This is a genomic window from Acidovorax radicis (assembly GCF_020510705.1).
Lineage (GTDB): Bacteria > Pseudomonadota > Gammaproteobacteria > Burkholderiales > Burkholderiaceae_C > Acidovorax > Acidovorax radicis_A.
The window spans coordinates 2,193,853-2,209,384 of sequence record NZ_CP075184.1 but is presented as its reverse complement, the minus strand read 5'-3'; the positions used below and the strand labels follow the sequence as shown (position 1 = coordinate 2,209,384).

Annotated in this window: 16 protein-coding genes; 5 read left to right on the top strand and 11 right to left on the bottom strand. The window is 63.2% G+C overall.

The features are described 5' to 3' along the window. Positions 1-33 precede the first annotated feature (33 nt). Genes KI609_RS10075 through KI609_RS10065 form a run of 3 tightly spaced genes read right to left on the bottom strand, consistent with a single transcriptional unit; the run spans position 34 to position 2,818 of the window. A complete protein-coding gene (locus tag KI609_RS10075) occupies positions 34-1,026 on the bottom strand; it encodes a Bug family tripartite tricarboxylate transporter substrate binding protein (protein WP_226449635.1) in 993 nt (330 codons plus the stop codon). Between the two features lie 44 nt (positions 1,027-1,070). After that, entirely contained in the window at positions 1,071-1,433 is a 363-nt protein-coding gene (locus tag KI609_RS10070; RefSeq protein WP_226449632.1) for a hypothetical protein, read from the bottom strand. Between the two features lie 14 nt (positions 1,434-1,447). Continuing rightward, positions 1,448-2,818 carry an acyclic terpene utilization AtuA family protein gene (locus KI609_RS10065; RefSeq protein ID WP_226449630.1) on the bottom strand — a complete coding sequence of 457 codons (1,371 nt, stop codon included), beginning with the start codon at positions 2,816-2,818 and terminating at the stop codon, positions 1,448-1,450. Positions 2,819-2,924: 106 nt separating this feature from the next. Here KI609_RS10065 and KI609_RS10060 point away from each other — a divergent pair, with 106 nt between their 5' ends. The 3 genes from KI609_RS10060 (at position 2,925) to KI609_RS10050 (ending at position 5,564) form a co-directional block, all read left to right on the top strand. Further along, entirely contained in the window at positions 2,925-3,818 is an 894-nt protein-coding gene (locus KI609_RS10060; protein ID WP_226449628.1) for a LysR family transcriptional regulator, read from the top strand. A 278-nt stretch (positions 3,819-4,096) separates the two neighbouring features. Next, positions 4,097-5,098 (top strand): PhnD/SsuA/transferrin family substrate-binding protein, encoded by a 1,002-nt coding sequence (locus KI609_RS10055; protein WP_226449626.1) that lies wholly within the window; start codon positions 4,097-4,099, stop codon positions 5,096-5,098. A gap of 124 nt (positions 5,099-5,222) precedes the next feature. Further along, a complete protein-coding gene (locus KI609_RS10050) occupies positions 5,223-5,564 on the top strand; it encodes a FlxA-like family protein (RefSeq protein ID WP_226449623.1) in 342 nt (113 codons plus the stop codon). A gap of 105 nt (positions 5,565-5,669) precedes the next feature. Here the strand turns inward: KI609_RS10050 and KI609_RS10045 are convergent, their stop codons facing one another. Both KI609_RS10045 and KI609_RS10040 read right to left on the bottom strand, forming a co-directional pair. After that, complete coding sequence (locus KI609_RS10045) at positions 5,670-6,314, bottom strand: hypothetical protein (protein ID WP_226449621.1); 645 nt, start codon at positions 6,312-6,314, stop codon at positions 5,670-5,672. A gap of 132 nt (positions 6,315-6,446) precedes the next feature. Further along, complete coding sequence (locus KI609_RS10040; RefSeq protein WP_226449619.1) at positions 6,447-7,004, bottom strand: DUF1003 domain-containing protein; 558 nt, start codon at positions 7,002-7,004, stop codon at positions 6,447-6,449. A gap of 297 nt (positions 7,005-7,301) precedes the next feature. Between KI609_RS10040 and KI609_RS10035 the strand changes: the two genes are divergently transcribed. Beyond that, complete coding sequence (locus KI609_RS10035; protein WP_319003138.1) at positions 7,302-7,901, top strand: lipocalin family protein; 600 nt, start codon at positions 7,302-7,304, stop codon at positions 7,899-7,901. A 184-nt stretch (positions 7,902-8,085) separates the two neighbouring features. On the opposite strand, the gene KI609_RS10030 is transcribed toward KI609_RS10035, so the two are convergent. From KI609_RS10030 to KI609_RS10005, 6 genes are read right to left on the bottom strand one after another with little or no spacing between them, the layout of a single operon-like run. Further along, positions 8,086-9,783 (bottom strand): ABC transporter ATP-binding protein, encoded by a 1,698-nt coding sequence (locus KI609_RS10030; protein ID WP_226449616.1) that lies wholly within the window; start codon positions 9,781-9,783, stop codon positions 8,086-8,088. Continuing rightward, positions 9,780-10,862, bottom strand: coding sequence for an ABC transporter permease (locus tag KI609_RS10025; protein WP_226449614.1), 1,083 nt, complete (start codon positions 10,860-10,862; stop codon positions 9,780-9,782). The genes KI609_RS10030 and KI609_RS10025 overlap by 4 nt, the downstream gene beginning before the upstream one ends. A gap of 16 nt (positions 10,863-10,878) precedes the next feature. Beyond that, on the bottom strand, positions 10,879-11,295 hold the full coding sequence (hepT, locus tag KI609_RS10020) for a type VII toxin-antitoxin system HepT family RNase toxin (protein WP_319003137.1): 417 nt from the start codon (positions 11,293-11,295) through the stop codon (positions 10,879-10,881). Continuing rightward, positions 11,285-11,701: a type VII toxin-antitoxin system MntA family adenylyltransferase antitoxin gene (gene mntA / locus KI609_RS10015; RefSeq protein WP_226450300.1), complete on the bottom strand. Its 417-nt coding sequence runs from the start codon at positions 11,699-11,701 to the stop codon at positions 11,285-11,287. Before mntA ends, hepT begins: the two co-directional genes overlap by 11 nt. A gap of 15 nt (positions 11,702-11,716) precedes the next feature. After that, the gene (locus KI609_RS10010) at positions 11,717-12,748 is read right to left on the bottom strand and encodes a microcin C ABC transporter permease YejB (protein WP_226449612.1); all 1,032 of its coding nucleotides are present in this window, start codon (positions 12,746-12,748) and stop codon (positions 11,717-11,719) included. A 15-nt stretch (positions 12,749-12,763) separates the two neighbouring features. After that, positions 12,764-14,590, bottom strand: a complete 1,827-nt coding sequence (locus KI609_RS10005) for an extracellular solute-binding protein (protein ID WP_226449610.1) — start codon at positions 14,588-14,590, stop codon at positions 12,764-12,766. A gap of 104 nt (positions 14,591-14,694) precedes the next feature. Between KI609_RS10005 and fabI the strand changes: the two genes are divergently transcribed. Continuing rightward, positions 14,695-15,495 (top strand): enoyl-ACP reductase FabI, encoded by an 801-nt coding sequence (gene fabI / locus KI609_RS10000; protein ID WP_226449608.1) that lies wholly within the window; start codon positions 14,695-14,697, stop codon positions 15,493-15,495. The last annotated feature ends 37 nt before the right edge of the window (positions 15,496-15,532 follow it).

The following is a 15,532-nucleotide window of genomic DNA, read 5'->3' as shown; positions in this document are numbered from 1 at the left end:
GGCGCGCAGGTCAGCGTGCGCCGGGCGAGCGGCTTACTCGGCCTCGATACCAGCGGCCTTGATCACCTTGCCCCACTTCTGGGTTTCAGCGGCTTGGAACTTGGCGAGTTCATCAGGGGTGGTGGTCCAGACTTCGGAGCCTGCGTTGTCGAAGAAGCTCTTGGCCGCCGCGCTTTTGGTAGCGGCGCCCAGCAGTTCATTGAGGCGCGCCACCACCGGCGCGGGTGTGTTGGCAGGCACGTAGGCCGCAAACCAGTAACCCATGTCGTAGCCCTTCACGCCCGCCTCGTCGATGGTGGGCACGTCGGGCAGCTGGGTGCTGCGCTTTTGCGTGGAGTAGCCCAGCGCACGCAGCTTGCCCGCCTTGACCTGCGGCACCCCGGTGGAGGTGTCGGTGATCATCAGATCGATCTGCCCGCCCAGCAGGTCGGTGATGGCGAGCGGGTTGCTCTTGTAGGGCACATGCAGGATGTCCACGGCCGCGAGCTGCTTGAGCATTTCGCCCGCCATGCGGCTCGACGAGCTGCCGCTGCCAAAGCTGAGCTTGCCGGGGTTTTTCTTGGCAAAGGCCAGCAGCTCGCCCACGTTTTTGTACGGCGCGCTGGCGTTGACCACCAGCACCTGCCCGCCCTTGCCCAGGCCGGTGACGGGGGCAAAGTCCTTGACCGGGTCGTACGACAGCTTTTTGTACAGGTGCTCGTTGGCGGCGTGTGTGGTGTTGGTGGTGATGAGCACGCTGTAGCCATCGGCTGCCGACTTGGCCACGGCCGACGCGGCGATCATGCCGCTGGCGCCCGCCTTGTTGTCGATGACCACGGGCTGCTTGGTGTCGTTGGTGATGGACTGGCCCAGCGCGCGGGCCAGCTGGTCGGTGGCGCTGCCTGCGGCAAAGGGCACGACGAAGGTGATGGCCTTGGCGGGGTAGGCGCCTGCCGCCTGGGCCAGCGCAGCGGGGGCGTGCAATGTGCCCAGCGCCAGGACGGCGGCAGTGGCGAGCAGAGCACGGCGGGGGGATGAATGGGTCATGTTGTCTCCTTGTGTTGGTATGGATGGAAAAGAAAAAAGCGGGGCTACACGGAAGGTCCGCCAAAGTACGGCGCCAGGTGCGCGGGCACGGTGATGGGCAGGTCCAGCAGCAGGTAGCTGAGCGCCTTGCCATGGCTGTCGAGGTTGAGCGAGTCGTTCACGCCGCCGTCGAGCACCTCGTCCAGCACGATGTTCATGGCCTGCAGCTGCGGCAGCAGGTAGCGCGTGACCTGGCGCGGGCGGCGCTGCGCAAACTGCTGCGCCACGGCGGCCTCGGTGACCTGATCGACCAGCACATCCCACAGCGCGGGGTGCCAGGCGATGACGCTGATGTTGGAGCGGTTGCCTTTGTCGCCGGTGCGGCTGTGGGCCAGGCGGTACAGAGGCACGGTGATGGTGGTTGTCATGGTGTGTGTACTCCTCAATCCACCATCTCAAACCGCACGGCCACGGCCTCGCGCGGCACCAGGCACGACACGGTGCCCAGGCGTGGGCGCATGGCGGTGCGCACCCCGCCGCCGCCCGCAGGGCCGCAGGTGTAGAGCGCAGTCACCTCGCGCACCAGGCGCTGGGCGCTGGCGTGGTCGCGGTGCTGCAGGGCCACGCGCAGGCGCACATCGCGGGTGTCATTGTGGGCATCGCCCGCTGCGGGGTCGTTCAGCCAGCGGCTGGTGTCGTCGCCAAAGATGCTGGTCACGCCGATCAGGTCGATGCGCAGGGGGCCCAGGCCTTGCAACCGCTCGCGCAGCACCTCGCCCGCCAGGCGGGCGCGGGCTTCGGCGCGCGGGCCGGCGTAGGAGATTTCGCCCTCTGCAAACCAGCCCGATTCAAAACACACGTTGACCTTGAGCGTGGCGGGCCGCGCATGGCCCTGCACGCCTTCTAGCCGCACCGCGTCGGAGCCCACCGTGGTCACGCGGGCGGTGGTGATGTCGGCCACCACATCGGGCGTGAGGTACGCCGCCGGTTCGTGCAACTCGTACAGCAGCTGTTCCTTCACCGTGCGCTCGGTGATGCTGCCACCTGTGCCCGGGGGCTTGGTGATGGTGCAGTGGCCGTCGGCGTCGATCTCGGCGATGGGGTAGCCCAGTTGCGCCAGGCCCGCCACATCCTTGTAGCCAGGGTCGGCAAAGTAGCCGCCTGTGACCTGTGCACCGCATTCCAGCAGATGCCCCGCCATGGTGGCGCGGGCCAGCCGGTCCCAGTCGTCCAATGCCCACCCGTAGTGCGCCAGCGCGGGGCCCAGCACCAGCGACGGGTCGGCCACACGGCCACACACCACGATATCGGCGCCTGCGCGCAGCGCATCGGCAATGGCCTGCGCGCCGATGTAGGCGTTGGCGCTGACGATGGGCTCGGTGGGCATCGCAGCGCCCAGCGCACCCTGCAGCAGCGCGCGGTGTTCGGGGCCGCTCAGGTCGTCGCCCTGCAGCACGGCAATGCGCAGGCGGGCAAGGCCCAGCTTGGCCGCCAGCGCGTGGATGCGGCGCGCGGCGCCGTGCGGGTTGGCCGCGCCAAAGTTGCTGACGATGCGCACGCCGTGCGCCAGGCACTGCGCCAGCACGGGGCGCAGCAGGTCCACCAGCAGGGGTTCGTAACCTGCATCGGGGTCAGTGCGGCGCGCGAGCTGGGCCAGCGCCAGCGTGCGCTCGGCCAGCGTCTCGAAGATGAGCACCGCAGGCTGGCCGCTGGCGATGAGCGCCTGCACCACGGGCAGGGCCGCGTCGGTGCGGTCGCCCGAGAAGCCGGCGGCGCAGCCCACCAGCAGGTTGGTTTTTTGGTCGTTCGGCATGAATCCGTTGTCTCCTGACCGTGAATGTAGGAACATGTCTGTATTCTGTGAAATCGATTGTTACGATGAATCCATCTGAAAACCAGATGAATAACACCCACCCCGCATGAGCGCCCCCCACCTCTCCAGCCGCCAGCTCGACGCCTTCCTCGCGCTGGCCGAGCAGCGCAGCTTCACGCGCGCTGCCACTCTGTGCCACCTGTCGCAGCCCGCGTTCAGCGCCCTCATCCGCGCGCTGGAGGACGACCTGGGCCTGCGCCTGTTCGACCGCAGCACGCGGCATGTGGACCTCACGCCCGAGGGGCAGAATTTTCTGGAGTCTGCCCGCCGCATCCGCACCGAAATCACCAGCGCGCTGGCCGCCGTGCGCGACAGCGCCACGCTGCAGCGCGGGCGTGTGGCCGTGGCGCTGCTGCCGTCGCTGGCCGCAGGCTGGCTGCCGGGCGTGCTGGCGCAGTACCGCACGGCCCACCCCGGCATTGAGATCGACATTGCCGATGTGCTGTCAGAGCCTTGCATTGACCGTGTGGCCAGCGGCCATGCCGACTTTGCGCTGGCGGCCATCCGTGCCGACACCCCAGCCCTGCAGGCCGAGCCTTTTTGCAGCGACAACTTCTATCTGGTGTGCCCCGCAGACCACCCACTGGCGCGCCGCCGCAAAGCCATCACCGCGCAGGACCTGGCCGCCTGGCCTTTCATCCACCTGGCCCGCACCAGCAGCGTGCGCCAGTACCTCGAGGCCGCCCTGCACCCGCAGGCCATGCACACGCTGATGGAGGTGGAGCAGCTGGCCACCGTGATGGGCATGGTGCGCGCGGGCCTGGGCATCAGCGTGGTGCCTGCGCTCACGCTGTTTCACTTCGAGCAGCCAGGGCTGGTCACGCGGCCGCTGTCACTGCCGGGGCTGACGCGGCAGATCTACCTGGTGCGGCGGCGCGACGTAAGTCTTTCGGTGGCGGCGCAAGCGCTCTATGCGCTGGTGATGGCACAGCGGCCATAAGAGCCTGTTTACGATCTCGTAGAGCCTTGCTGCGCCAAGGGTCTCGCCGACCGATCCAGCGCAGTCCCACGTGTGACCCTGGCGGGTGCGCGCACAGATCGCCCCGCCAAGGGTTCATGCATACTTGACCGTCTGGTACAGACTGTTACGCCTGCGCGCCGCAGCCGTGAAGTGCCGCGAAGGCAACCAGTGCGAAAGACTTCCATCCACTGGCCAGCCACGCTTCGCGCGCCCGCGGCCACCACCACAATCACTGCAATAACTGAGGGAGATTCACCATGTTTTGTCATGTACGTACTGGCGCATTCTTGTTGGGCGCTACCGTGATCTTCGGCCCGGTGGCCGCACAAACGGACGGCAACAGCGCGACCCACAACCGCGCAACGGCGCGCGCTGCCGCACCAGCACCGGCTCCCGCCCCCAGCTTTGGCGGCCCTCGCGAAAAGCTGGTGGTTGCCATGCCAAAAACCTACGACAAGAGCGAAACGATGCTGGTGTGGGGTGACTATTTCAACCACCTCGCACGTTGCGGCAACATCGATCTGCAGAACCAGCAGGGCGAATCGCTGGAGCGCAGCACCAACATCGACACCCTGGGTGAAAAAGAACTGATTGGCGACCTCATCGCCGGCAAGGTGCAGTTGGCCCAGGTGAACCCGGGGCTGGTGCCCCAGTTGGTGGCAGCCGGCCAGCCCGCCCCGTTTGGCGTGCCCGGCAACAAGGCCAGCGGCGTGCGCAACTCCTACAAGCTGATCCTGATCACGCGTGTCGACAGCCCTTACAAACAACCCAAGGACCTCGTAGGCGCGAAGATCGCACACACCACACCGACGTCCAACTCGGGCAACCTGGCGCCCCGTGCGTTGTTCCCAGCCATTGGCCTGGTGCCCGATCAAAACTATGAAGTGGTGTTCTCCAAGGGCCATGAGCGTTCTGTCACGGGTGTGATGCATGGGTTCTACCCTGCAGCCGCCGTGGCCAGCGATCTTTACCAGCGCATGGTGGTCAAGGGCGAAGTGAAAGGCTCCAGCATCCGCACCCTGTGGGAGAGCCCCCCATTCATGACCGAGACATGGACGCTGGGCAAAGACGTATCGCCCGACCTGCAGGCCCGCGTGAAAAAGTGTTCTTACGCCTACAACTTCTCACCCAAACTGCGCCAGTTGCTGCCAGGCAACGACACCTTCTTGCCCATCAACTTTGATCGCGACTTCGCCACCGTGATGGAGGTCTACAACAAGACCCAGAAGGCAGGCGCCGCCAAGGCAGCAGGCAAATAAGCAGGCCGCTGGCGCCGAGAGCGCTGGCGTTTTCAGCGCCCCATGCGTGCGGGTGCGAGCCCGGCTCCACGGGCTGCGCCCACCACACCGCTTAAGGTTTCCACCCACCTGTCGATAACAAGGTATGCAGATCTCCATTGCCACCTCTTCTTCTGGCGCCACCTCGGGCGCCCGCGGCGGCAATGACGTTGCCAAACTCCAAAAGCAGCTGCGCGAGCTGACCGAGGAACTGCGCGGTGTGGCCTCACAAGACATGGATGCCAAGGCCAAGCAGGAGAAGGTCAAACTGCTGCAGGCCCAGATCCAGATGGTGCAGCAGCAGATTGCGGCCATTCAGCGCCAAAACCAGCAAGACCAGGCCGACAAGCTGCAACAGGCGCAAGACGCCAAAAAATCTGACACTAAAACACCGTCGACCAGCGGTAAAACGCCAGGCCTTGGCAACAACGTGGACACCTTTGCCTGACACGCGGGCCACGTATTCAACGCGCAAAAGCGCGCCTGCCTTGTGCCATATTGCTATTTAATTTATAGCTGCTAGCGCTTATGGCTATTGCGCAAATACCCATTTTCATTCGAAATGAGTCGCTACATCGGCTGGTGGTAACAGCACGAGCGTTTTGAACGGCATATGGTGCATCAGCTCGCGCAGCACCAGCAAGGCAGCGGCAAAAGCTGCGCTGGCTGGCAGTCCTTCATGCGCAGCGGGCCTCCCTTGCGAGACGGCTGTCAGGCGGTTGAACAGGCGCTCCACCGCATCTATTGTCAACAACCGCTGCGCCCCGGCGGCGACGCCTGCCAAAGTGGCCAAGTCATGCAGTGCCGGATCTGCTGCGTAAGGCACCACCAGCGCCCCTTGAGGCACCCAAAGGCGATGGCGCACATGTGCGGCATACACTTCATCCTCCACCTCGGCAATTGCTGTTTCCAACTCCAGTGGCGTGGGCAGGTCACTGCGAAAAAAGTCACGCGCCGTCTTCAAGCGCCCTAGCGCGAGGGTCAGCATGATGGACGGCGATGTGGCCTCCATGCCGGACGCCATCAGCGTGTGTTCGTTCCCCAAGTGAAACGCGGTCACCCACTGACCAGGTGGGCACACCGCGCGCACGCGGTGGTAAAGCGCCTTGATATCCACCGCCAGGTTCACGGCGGGCGCCAATGGCAAGGCCGCCTGTGCAGGCGCTGGTGCAGGTGAGAAAGGAAGGGGCAGGTTCATGGCGATTTCCTGTGGTGATCGGCGCACGGGCGGATAAAACAATCAGGCCATCGGGTGCGCACAACAAGCGACGGCTTTGTTGGAGTGTGCATACGCAATGACAGCAACGAGCGGCGGAAGATTCCAGGCGTCTCAGGCCTGCCCGGCAGGCGCCACAAAACGCTGATGAATCTCAACGGTCAACGCCTCCAGACGTGCCGCCAGTTCACGGGTCTGCGCGGTCAGCCGGGTGTTCTGCTCCAGCAGCTCCAACAACTGGGCTGCGTTTTGCGCAGCAATGGACTGGCGCTGCTCGTTGGCAACGGCCAACGCCTCGCGATGCTCCGCATCGGCCTCGGCATGGGCCTTGTCCCGCGTGGCCTGGCGGGTCTGGGCCAGCAGGATCAAGGGCGCAGCATAGGCGGCCTGCAGGCTGAATGCCAGGTTCAGCAAGATGAAAGGATATGGATCGAACGTGGTGGCGCCCAACAGGTTGATCGCAATCCACAGCACCACAACCACCGTCTGCGTCCCCAGAAACAACGGCGTACCAAAAAAACGTGCAAAGGCCTCGGCCCGCAGGGCAAACCGGTCAGTGCCAAAGGCGGGCGCCAGATGCGCGTGGGGCCTGTGAAAACGCAGGTGATCCACGGGCAAAGGTGCCTGTGCCGGGGCATCGGTGGACGTCGGTAACGGGGCATGGGCTGACATGGATTCTCCGGATGGGGCGTTTGAGACGGGAGGCAAAAAGGCACGTTGATGGCCGGACTCTACCCCTGTCATGGCCACGCACCTCACCTTGAAAGGCCCGCATGGCACCCTCCGCACAACCCATCCGCGCCGCTGCCCACCGACACGCGCTGACAGTTCACTCCTACACGCCCGCGCCACGCTGGCTCCTACATTGGAGCGCAGATTCAAGCGCGGTCTCATTACACCCAGCCACCACAAGACACCACCAGACAAGGCCTTGAGCCGCTGAATAACGCAAAAGAACAGGAAACGCCCATGCGCACTGATAACGCCCCCCGTCGTCGCCACACCGGCTGGACCTTGATGATCGGCGCCGCCGCTGTGGTGGCGCTGGCGGCCCTGTCTGCCTGTTCCACACCCCGCACACCCGAAGGCATCAAGCCAGTCAGCGGGTTTGACGTGGAACGTTATCTAGGTCATTGGCACGAAGTGGCGCGCATAGAGCATTCCTTCGAGCGTGGACTGATCCAGACCAGCGCGACCTACAGTCGCAACCAGGACGGCACCGTGAAGGTGGTGAACCGGGGCTACGACCCCATAGCCAAGAAGTGGAAAGAAGCCGAGGGCACGGCACGCTTCGTAGGCGACCCGAACCAGGCCGCCCTCAAGGTGTCGTTCTTCGGCCCCTTCTATGGTGGCTACAACGTGGTGGCGCTGGATGAAAACTACCAGTGGGCCATGGTGGTGGGCTCCAGCACAGACTATCTATGGATACTCTCGCGCACACCCAGCCTGCCCTGGCATGTGCGCGAACACCTTGTGGAACGCGCTCGCGCCATGGGCCTTGATGTGACGAAAATCCTGTGGATGCCACCCGCCAGTGAGCAATTGGCGCGGCGCGGCGTCATGACGTAAGCACCGAGGGCTGCGTTGTGGCGGGTTGACCCCAGCTCGTCGGCACAGATCAAAAGCCCAATGCCCGCCAGCGGCAAAGCTCAATACCTTGGCGAATTTCACCACGGTTGCCAGCTCAATACGCTATATTTTTCATAGCGATATATCCATACAAAATAAGCGCCGCCTGGCACTTTCTCTAAAATCAGGCGAGTGCAGGAACGGCGGCAGCGGCAACCAGGCGCTGTGTGTAAGGGTGCTGAGGATCATCCAGCACCTCGTTCACGCCGCCGCTTTCAAGCACCGCGCCGTCTTTCATCACCAGCACCTCGTGCGCCATCGCGCGTATGACATCCACATCGTGGGTGATGAGCAGGTAGCTCAAGGATTTCTCCTTTTGCAGGCGCTGCAGCAGCGTGAGCACCTGCTGCTGGATGGTCACGTCCAGCGCACTGGTGGGCTCATCCAAAACCAGCACCTGGGGCTGCACGATCAGCGCTCGCGCGATCGCCACACGCTGGCGCTGGCCGCCTGAAAACTCGTGCGGATACCGGTCCAGCAGGCGCGGGTATTGTGCCTCGGCCAAACCCACCTCGGCCAGCACGGACTCGACGCGCTCACGACGCTGGGCGGCGGTCAGACCGGGCTCGTGCACCTTGAGCCCCTCGCCCACAATTTCCTCGACGGTAAGGCGTGGCGACAACGATGAAAAGGGGTCCTGAAACACCACCTGCACCCGCTGGCGCAGGCGCTGGTTGACCGCAGTGTTGCGCGTTGCCGGCTGCTGCCATGCCCCGCCGCCCACCTGCAAATCCCCGGCATAGGGCAGCAGGCCCAAAATGGCCTGCGCCAGCGTGGATTTACCCGAGCCAGACTCACCCACCACCCCCAAGGTCTGCCCAGGCAACAACTGCAACGTGGCGCCTTGCACGGCCACGAACTCACCCTTGCCAAACCACCCGCGAACACCCGGCAAAGGGGTCGGATAGACCACCCGCAAACCCTGTGTCTTGATCACCGGCATTGAACCTGGGGGGGGCGCGGTGTCGATCACATCGCGCCGGGGGCGGCTGGCGATGAGTCGGCGCGTGTAGTCGTGTTGTGGCGCGCCGAACACCTCGGCCACCGGCCCCTGCTCGACCAGAACGCCATGCTCCATCACCGCAACCCGGTCGGCAAAACGGCGCACCAGATTCAGGTCGTGGGTGATGAGCAGCACGGCCATGCCGGTCTGGCGCTGCAGGTCGGACAACAGGTCAAGAATCTGCCCGCGCAGCGTCACATCCAGCGCCGTGGTGGGCTCGTCGGCCAGCAAGAGCTTGGGTTCGCTGGCCAGGGCCATGGCAATCATGGCGCGCTGGCGCTGGCCACCACTCAACTGGTGCGGAAAACTGTTGGCGCGACGCGCGGGCTCCGGGATGCCGGTTGTGGACAGCAGCTCGATGGCCGCCTGGGCACACTGCGCGCCCGTGAGGCCCTTTTTGAGCTGCAGGATTTCGGCAATCTGCATGCCGATGGTCATCAGCGGGTTGAGCGCCGTCATGGGCTCCTGAAACACCATGGCAATGTCACCGCCCCGCACACCGCGCATCTGCCGCTCTGTCAGGGCCAGCAGATCGCCACGCCCATGCATCAGCACCTGCCCGGTGATGGCGGCATCGCCCGCCAGCCGAAGCAGACTCAGCGCCGTGATGGTTTTGCCCGAGCCCGACTCGCCCACCAGCGCCAGTTTTTCGCCCGCAGCAATGCGAAAACTCACACCGCGCACGACCTCTTTGGTGCCAAAACGCACGTGAAGGTCTTTGACGTCGAGTAGCGGCGCCTGTGTGGTGTCGGCCGTGCCCCGGCTGGCATGGGCGGGCGATGGCAACGGCACCGCCGACGGTAAAGGGTGGGCAGTCATTGGTCGGCCTTTCGCGGGTCAAGGGCATCGCGCAGCGCGTCACCCATGAAGGTCAGCAGCAGCAAGGTCACCACCAAAACGGCAAACGTGGAGAGCGAAATCCACCACGCATCAATGTTGTTTTTGCCTTGGCTCAGCAGCTCGCCCAACGAGGGCGTACCCGGCGGCACTCCCAGCCCAAGAAAATCAAGCGAGGTGAGCGCCAATATCGCCGCGCTCATGCGAAACGGCAAGAACGTGACCACGGGCGTCAGGCTGTTGGGCAAGATATGGCGCCAGATGATCTGGCCATTGCCCACGCCCAGCGCACGTGCGGCCTTGACGTAGTCGAGCTGGCGGTTGCGCAGAAACTCGGCGCGCACATAGTCGCTCAATCCCATCCAGCCAAACAGGCTCAGCAAGATTAGCAGCAGCGAGATGCTGGGCGCGAACACGGCACTGAAGATGATGAGGAGATACAGCTCGGGCATGGAGCCCCAGATTTCAATGAATCGCTGGAACGCAAGGTCGGTCTTGCCGCCAAAAAAACCCTGAATGGCGCCCGTGATCACGCCCAGCAAAACCCCCGTCACGGTGAGCGCCAGGGCAAACAGCACACTCACCCGAAATCCGTAGAGCAACTGGGCCAACAGGTCACGGCCCCGGTCGTCGGTGCCCAGCCAGTTGTCCGTCGTAGGGGCCGAAGGGTTGGGCGCCTTGGCAAAGTAGTTGAGCGTGTTGGGGCCGTAGGGGTTGAGGGTGTAGAGCGCCCAGTTGGCGCCTTCGCTCAGGCGCTCTTTGATGAAGGGGTCAAGGTAATCAGTGGGGGTTTCAAAGTCACCTCCGAAGGTTTTCTCGGGGTAGTCCTTGAGCATGGGGAAGTAAGTCTGCCCTTCATAGCGCACGATGAGGGGCCGGTCGTTGCTGACCAACTCGGCGCACAGGCTGACCAGCACCAGCGCGCAAAAAATCAGAAGGCTCCAGTAGCCCAGGCGGTTGCGCTTGAAGCGCAGCCAGGCGCGGCGGCTGGGGGACAGGGATGCGGGGGCGGCGGCGTCAGCAGTGGCCGTGGCGACCGTGGTGCTGTGTGAAGTGTTCAAGCCCATGTCCTGCTGATTACCCGGCATTGCGCTGCAGGATGGCCTTGCTGTACTGAAGAAACTCATCCAGATGCTTTTCAATGATGGCGACGGTGATGGGCAGTTGCAGGCTCTGGTAGTCGTGCACCGCAATATTGCGGAACCCCACCATGCGTTTCAAACCTTCGGCCAAAAGCACGTCGATCCAACCGCCCTGCGCCAGCAAGGCAAAAACATCCCGTGCACTTTGTGGAACACCCAACCGCTCGCGCCGAATGAGGTGCTGGCCCATGTCTAGCGCAGCCTCGCAGGCGCGCTGGATGTTCAGAATGGCTGCATCCTGGCGGCTGAAGTTAGTGGCGAAACTGGAAGGATCACTGAAATATTCTTCCCGCGCGCGCGCTACGCAGCGCTCAATCGTGGCGGCCTTGTTGATCAGCACGTCATCCACCATACACACTCCCTCGTTCCTGAATATCGGCCAGCAGACCGGCACGCGCCGTGTCCAGTGCGGTTTTCTCGCTCAGGATGGCGCTCTCGAACATGGCGGCCTGCGTATCCCGTGCCCACCAGCGCTCGCCCTGGGTGATGATCTGGTATTGCATCACCGTGGACGCCGCGCGCAAGTCCAGCAAATCAATATCGCAACCCGCTATGTCGGCCAGTTCACCGGAGATTTGCCACAGCAGCAGCGCATCGGCATTCCCAGCCACCAGCACGGCCATGTCCAGGTCGCTGTCCGGCCCTGCCGTGCCTTGCATGCGGCTGCCAAAGCCGTACACCGCCAGCAGGCCCGGCAGCCGAGCCTGCAACACGCGCACGGTGCGCTCGATAACCTCGGGAGTCACGGAATACTGCATGGACATGGTTCGCCCTCAATCAAACTTGACACGCGGGTCCACCCACACATAACAAAGGTCGCTGACGAGCTTGGTGACCAGACCGATCAGCGTGAACAGATACAAGGTGCCCAGCACCACCGGGTAGTCTCGGCGGATGACGCTTTCATAGCTGAGCAGCCCCAGTCCATCGAGTGAAAAGAGTGTCTCGATCAAAAGCGAGCCTGCAAAAAAAGCGCCAATGAAGGCCGCCGGGAAACCCGTGATGATAGGAATGAGCGCGTTGCGGAACACGTGTTTCCACAACACCTGGCGCTCGCTCAGCCCTTTGGCACGGGCGGTCAGCACGTACTGCTTGCGAATCTCTTCGAGAAACGCATTTTTGGTCAGCATCGCGGTCACGGCGAAGCTGCCTAGCACCATCGCAATGATCGGCAGCGTGATGTGCCACAGGTAATCGACCATGCGCGCGCCCCACGACAGCTCGTCCCAGTTGGCAGAGGTAAGCCCCCGCAGCGGAAACCACTGCAACTGCCCGCCAAAAATCACCAGCAGCGCAACACCCAGCACAAACCCCGGAATGGCGTAGCCCACCAGAATGAGCAGCGTAGTCACCAGGTCAAAGCGCGAGCCCGCGCGCACCGCCTTGGCTACGCCCAGCGGCACCGCCACCAGATAACTGATAAAAAAAGTCCACAACCCGAGGCTGATGGACACCGGCAGCTTTTCCACCACCAGTTGCCACACATCCTTGTTCTGGAAAAAGCTCTTGCCCAGATCAAACCGGGCAAACTGGCCGAGCATGGCGATAAAGCGTTCGTGCGCCGGTTTGTCAAAACCATAAAGCGCCTTGATTTGTGCGATCCGCTGCGGGTCCACCCCTTGTGCGCCCCGGTAGCTGAGGCCACCACCTTCGGCGCCTGCGCCACCCGTACCCGCCTTGGCTTCGGCCATGTATTGTTCGACGGGGCCACCCGGCACAAACTGGATCACCACAAAGGTCAGGAGCAGCACGCCCAGCAAGGTGGGCAGCATGAGCAGGACACGTTTGAGGATATAGGCGAGCATGGGTGGGCGATCTTGTTATTTCTTGTCCGGCGCGGTCTGGGGCGGCATGCGCGCCCACCAGGTGTCAATCACCCAGCCTTCGCCACTGGTATATGCGGGCACGATCGGTGGTTTGGCCAGCCGCCAGGCGTTGTAGGCCATGCGGTGCGTGGCCGCTGTCCACTGCGGAATGAGGTAGTGGCTGTGGGCAATGATGCGCTCCAGCGCGTGGCATGCGGGCAGTAGTTGCGCTTCGGTCTTGGCCGAGGTCATGGCCCGGATCATGGCGTCCACCGCCGGGTTCTTCACGCCGGGGAAGTTGCCCGAATCCTCCACATCCGCCGCCTGGCTGCCGAACATGTCGGCAAACTCCTGGCCAGGGTTGTTGGTGCCCTGGTATGCCAGTGACGTGATGTCGAAATCAAACTTTTGCAGGCGTTGCTGGTACAGCGCAAAGTCCACCGACCGAAAACGCAGGGTGATGCCCAGCTTTTCAAGGTTGCGCATCCAGGGCGCGATGGTGCGAACGCCCACCTCGCTGCTGTCCATGTATTCAAGCACCATGTCCTGACCCTGGGCGTTGCGCAGCACCCCGTCCCGCACCTCCCAGCCCGCTTCCTTGAGCAGCCTTTGCGCGCGCCGCAGGTTGTCACGCAGTGACGCCTTGCCGTCGGTGCGGGGCGGCACGGTCATGGGACCAAAAGCTGCGGGCGGGATGTCTTTGCGAAAAGGCTCCATCAACGCCAGCTCCTCGGGCGAAGGTGTTCCACGTGTCTCACAGGCGGTGTTGCCGAAGAGCCCGTTGACCCGCTGGTAGGCGCCATAGAACATCTGGCGATTCATCCACTCGTAGTCCATGGCCAGGCCCAGGGCCTCGCGCACGCGCACATCTTGCAAGAGAGGCCGCCGGGTGTTGAGCACATAGCTTTGAAACCCCGAGGGCAGCTTGTGGGCGAATTCGCCCTTGACCAATTCACCGGTGTCAAATTTTTTGCCCGTGACACGCCGCGCCCAGTCCCCTGCGCTGAAAAACCGCATCAGGTCAAACTCACCCGCTTTCAACGCTTCCAGGCGCGCCGTGCTGTCCTTGTAGATTTTGACCAGGATCTGGTCGAAATTGGCCGTGCCTTTGCGCACATTCAGATCACGCGCCCAATAGTTCGGGTCGCGCACATAGGTGATGTCCTTGCCAAAACGCACGGGGCCAATCTTGTAGGGCCCGCTGCCGATGGGGATGTCCATCACCACCTGGTCAAACGGTTTGGCTTTTCCGTTCTCTACACCCCAGTCGCGGCTGAAGACCGGTAGCCCGCCCACCGTGAGCGGCAACTCGCGGTTGGGCTGCTTGAAGCGGTAGCGCACGGTGTGGTCGTCCAGCACGTCCACACCGGCCACTTCGATCAGCATGGTTTTGTAGGCGGGCGAGGTGTAGGGCCCCACCAGCGTTTCATAGCTGTACTTCACGTCTTGCGCCAGCACGGGCTTGCCGTTGTGAAAACGTGCTTCGGGCCGAAGCCTGAAAGTGGCGGACAAACCATCTGGCGCCACCGCCACGTCGTCGGCCAGCAGGCCGTAGCCCGTGGCGGTCTCATCCATTGAGCCCACCAGCAGGGAGTCGAACATCAACGACGCAAGGTAGGCAGGCGCACTGCCTTTGATGGTGAACGGGTTGTATTTATCAAAGGTGGACGTGCGCAGGTTGCTCACCAACCGCAACTCGCCCCCCTTGGGCGCATTGGGGTTCACATAGTCGAAGTGCGCAAACCCGGCCGCGTAACGCGGCTCGCCCCACAACGCATACGCATGCGCAGCCCACGCAGGAACAGCGCAACCCATCAGCAAAAAAGTCAGCCAAAACCGCATGCGACAATTCTGCACTACGTTCGCCGGGCCTTGCAGCAGATGCCACCTATCCACATGCACAGGGCGCCAGGCCTGCATTCCGCCATTCCACAAGGAGATTACACATGGGTTTTCTGACCGGCAAAAAACTGCTCATCACGGGCGTGCTGTCCAACCGCTCCATCGCCTACGGCATCGCAAAGGCCTGCCATCAACAAGGCGCCGAGCTGGCATTCAGCTACGTGGGCGATCGCTTCAAGGACCGCATCACCGACTTTGCCGCCGAGTTCGACTCCAAGCTGATCTTTGACTGCGACGTGGGTAGCGACGAGCAGATCGACCGCATGTTTGCCGACCTCTCCCAGGTGTGGCCAAAGTTTGACGGCTTTGTGCACAGCATTGGTTTTGCCCCGCGCGAGGCCATTGCCGGCAACTTCCTGGAAGGCCTCTCGCGCGAAGGTTTTCGCATCGCGCACGACATCAGCGCCTACAGCTTCCCGGCCATGGCCAAGGCGGCCCTGCCCTACCTGAACGACAAGTCGTCGCTGCTGACCCTGTCGTACCTGGGCGCACTGCGGTCCATCCCCAACTACAACACCATGGGCCTGGCCAAGGCCAGCCTGGAGGCGTCGGTGCGTTACCTGGCCGAGGCCGTGGGTCGGACCGAAGACGGCCGCGCCATCCGTGCCAACGGCATCAGCGCCGGCCCCATCAAAACGCTGGCGGCCAGCGGCATCAAGGATTTTGGCAAACTGCTCAGCCGTGTGGCCGATGCCGCGCCCCTGCGCCGCAACGTCACGATTGAAGACGTGGGCAACGTCGCTGCGTTCTTGCTGTCTGACCTGGCCAGCGGCATGACGGCTGAGATCACTTACGTAGATGGCGGCTTCAGCCAGACCGCGGGCTTGAGCGCCGACCAAGTCTGATATCGCTTTTTAGTTAATTTATAGAAAAATGGCCGCT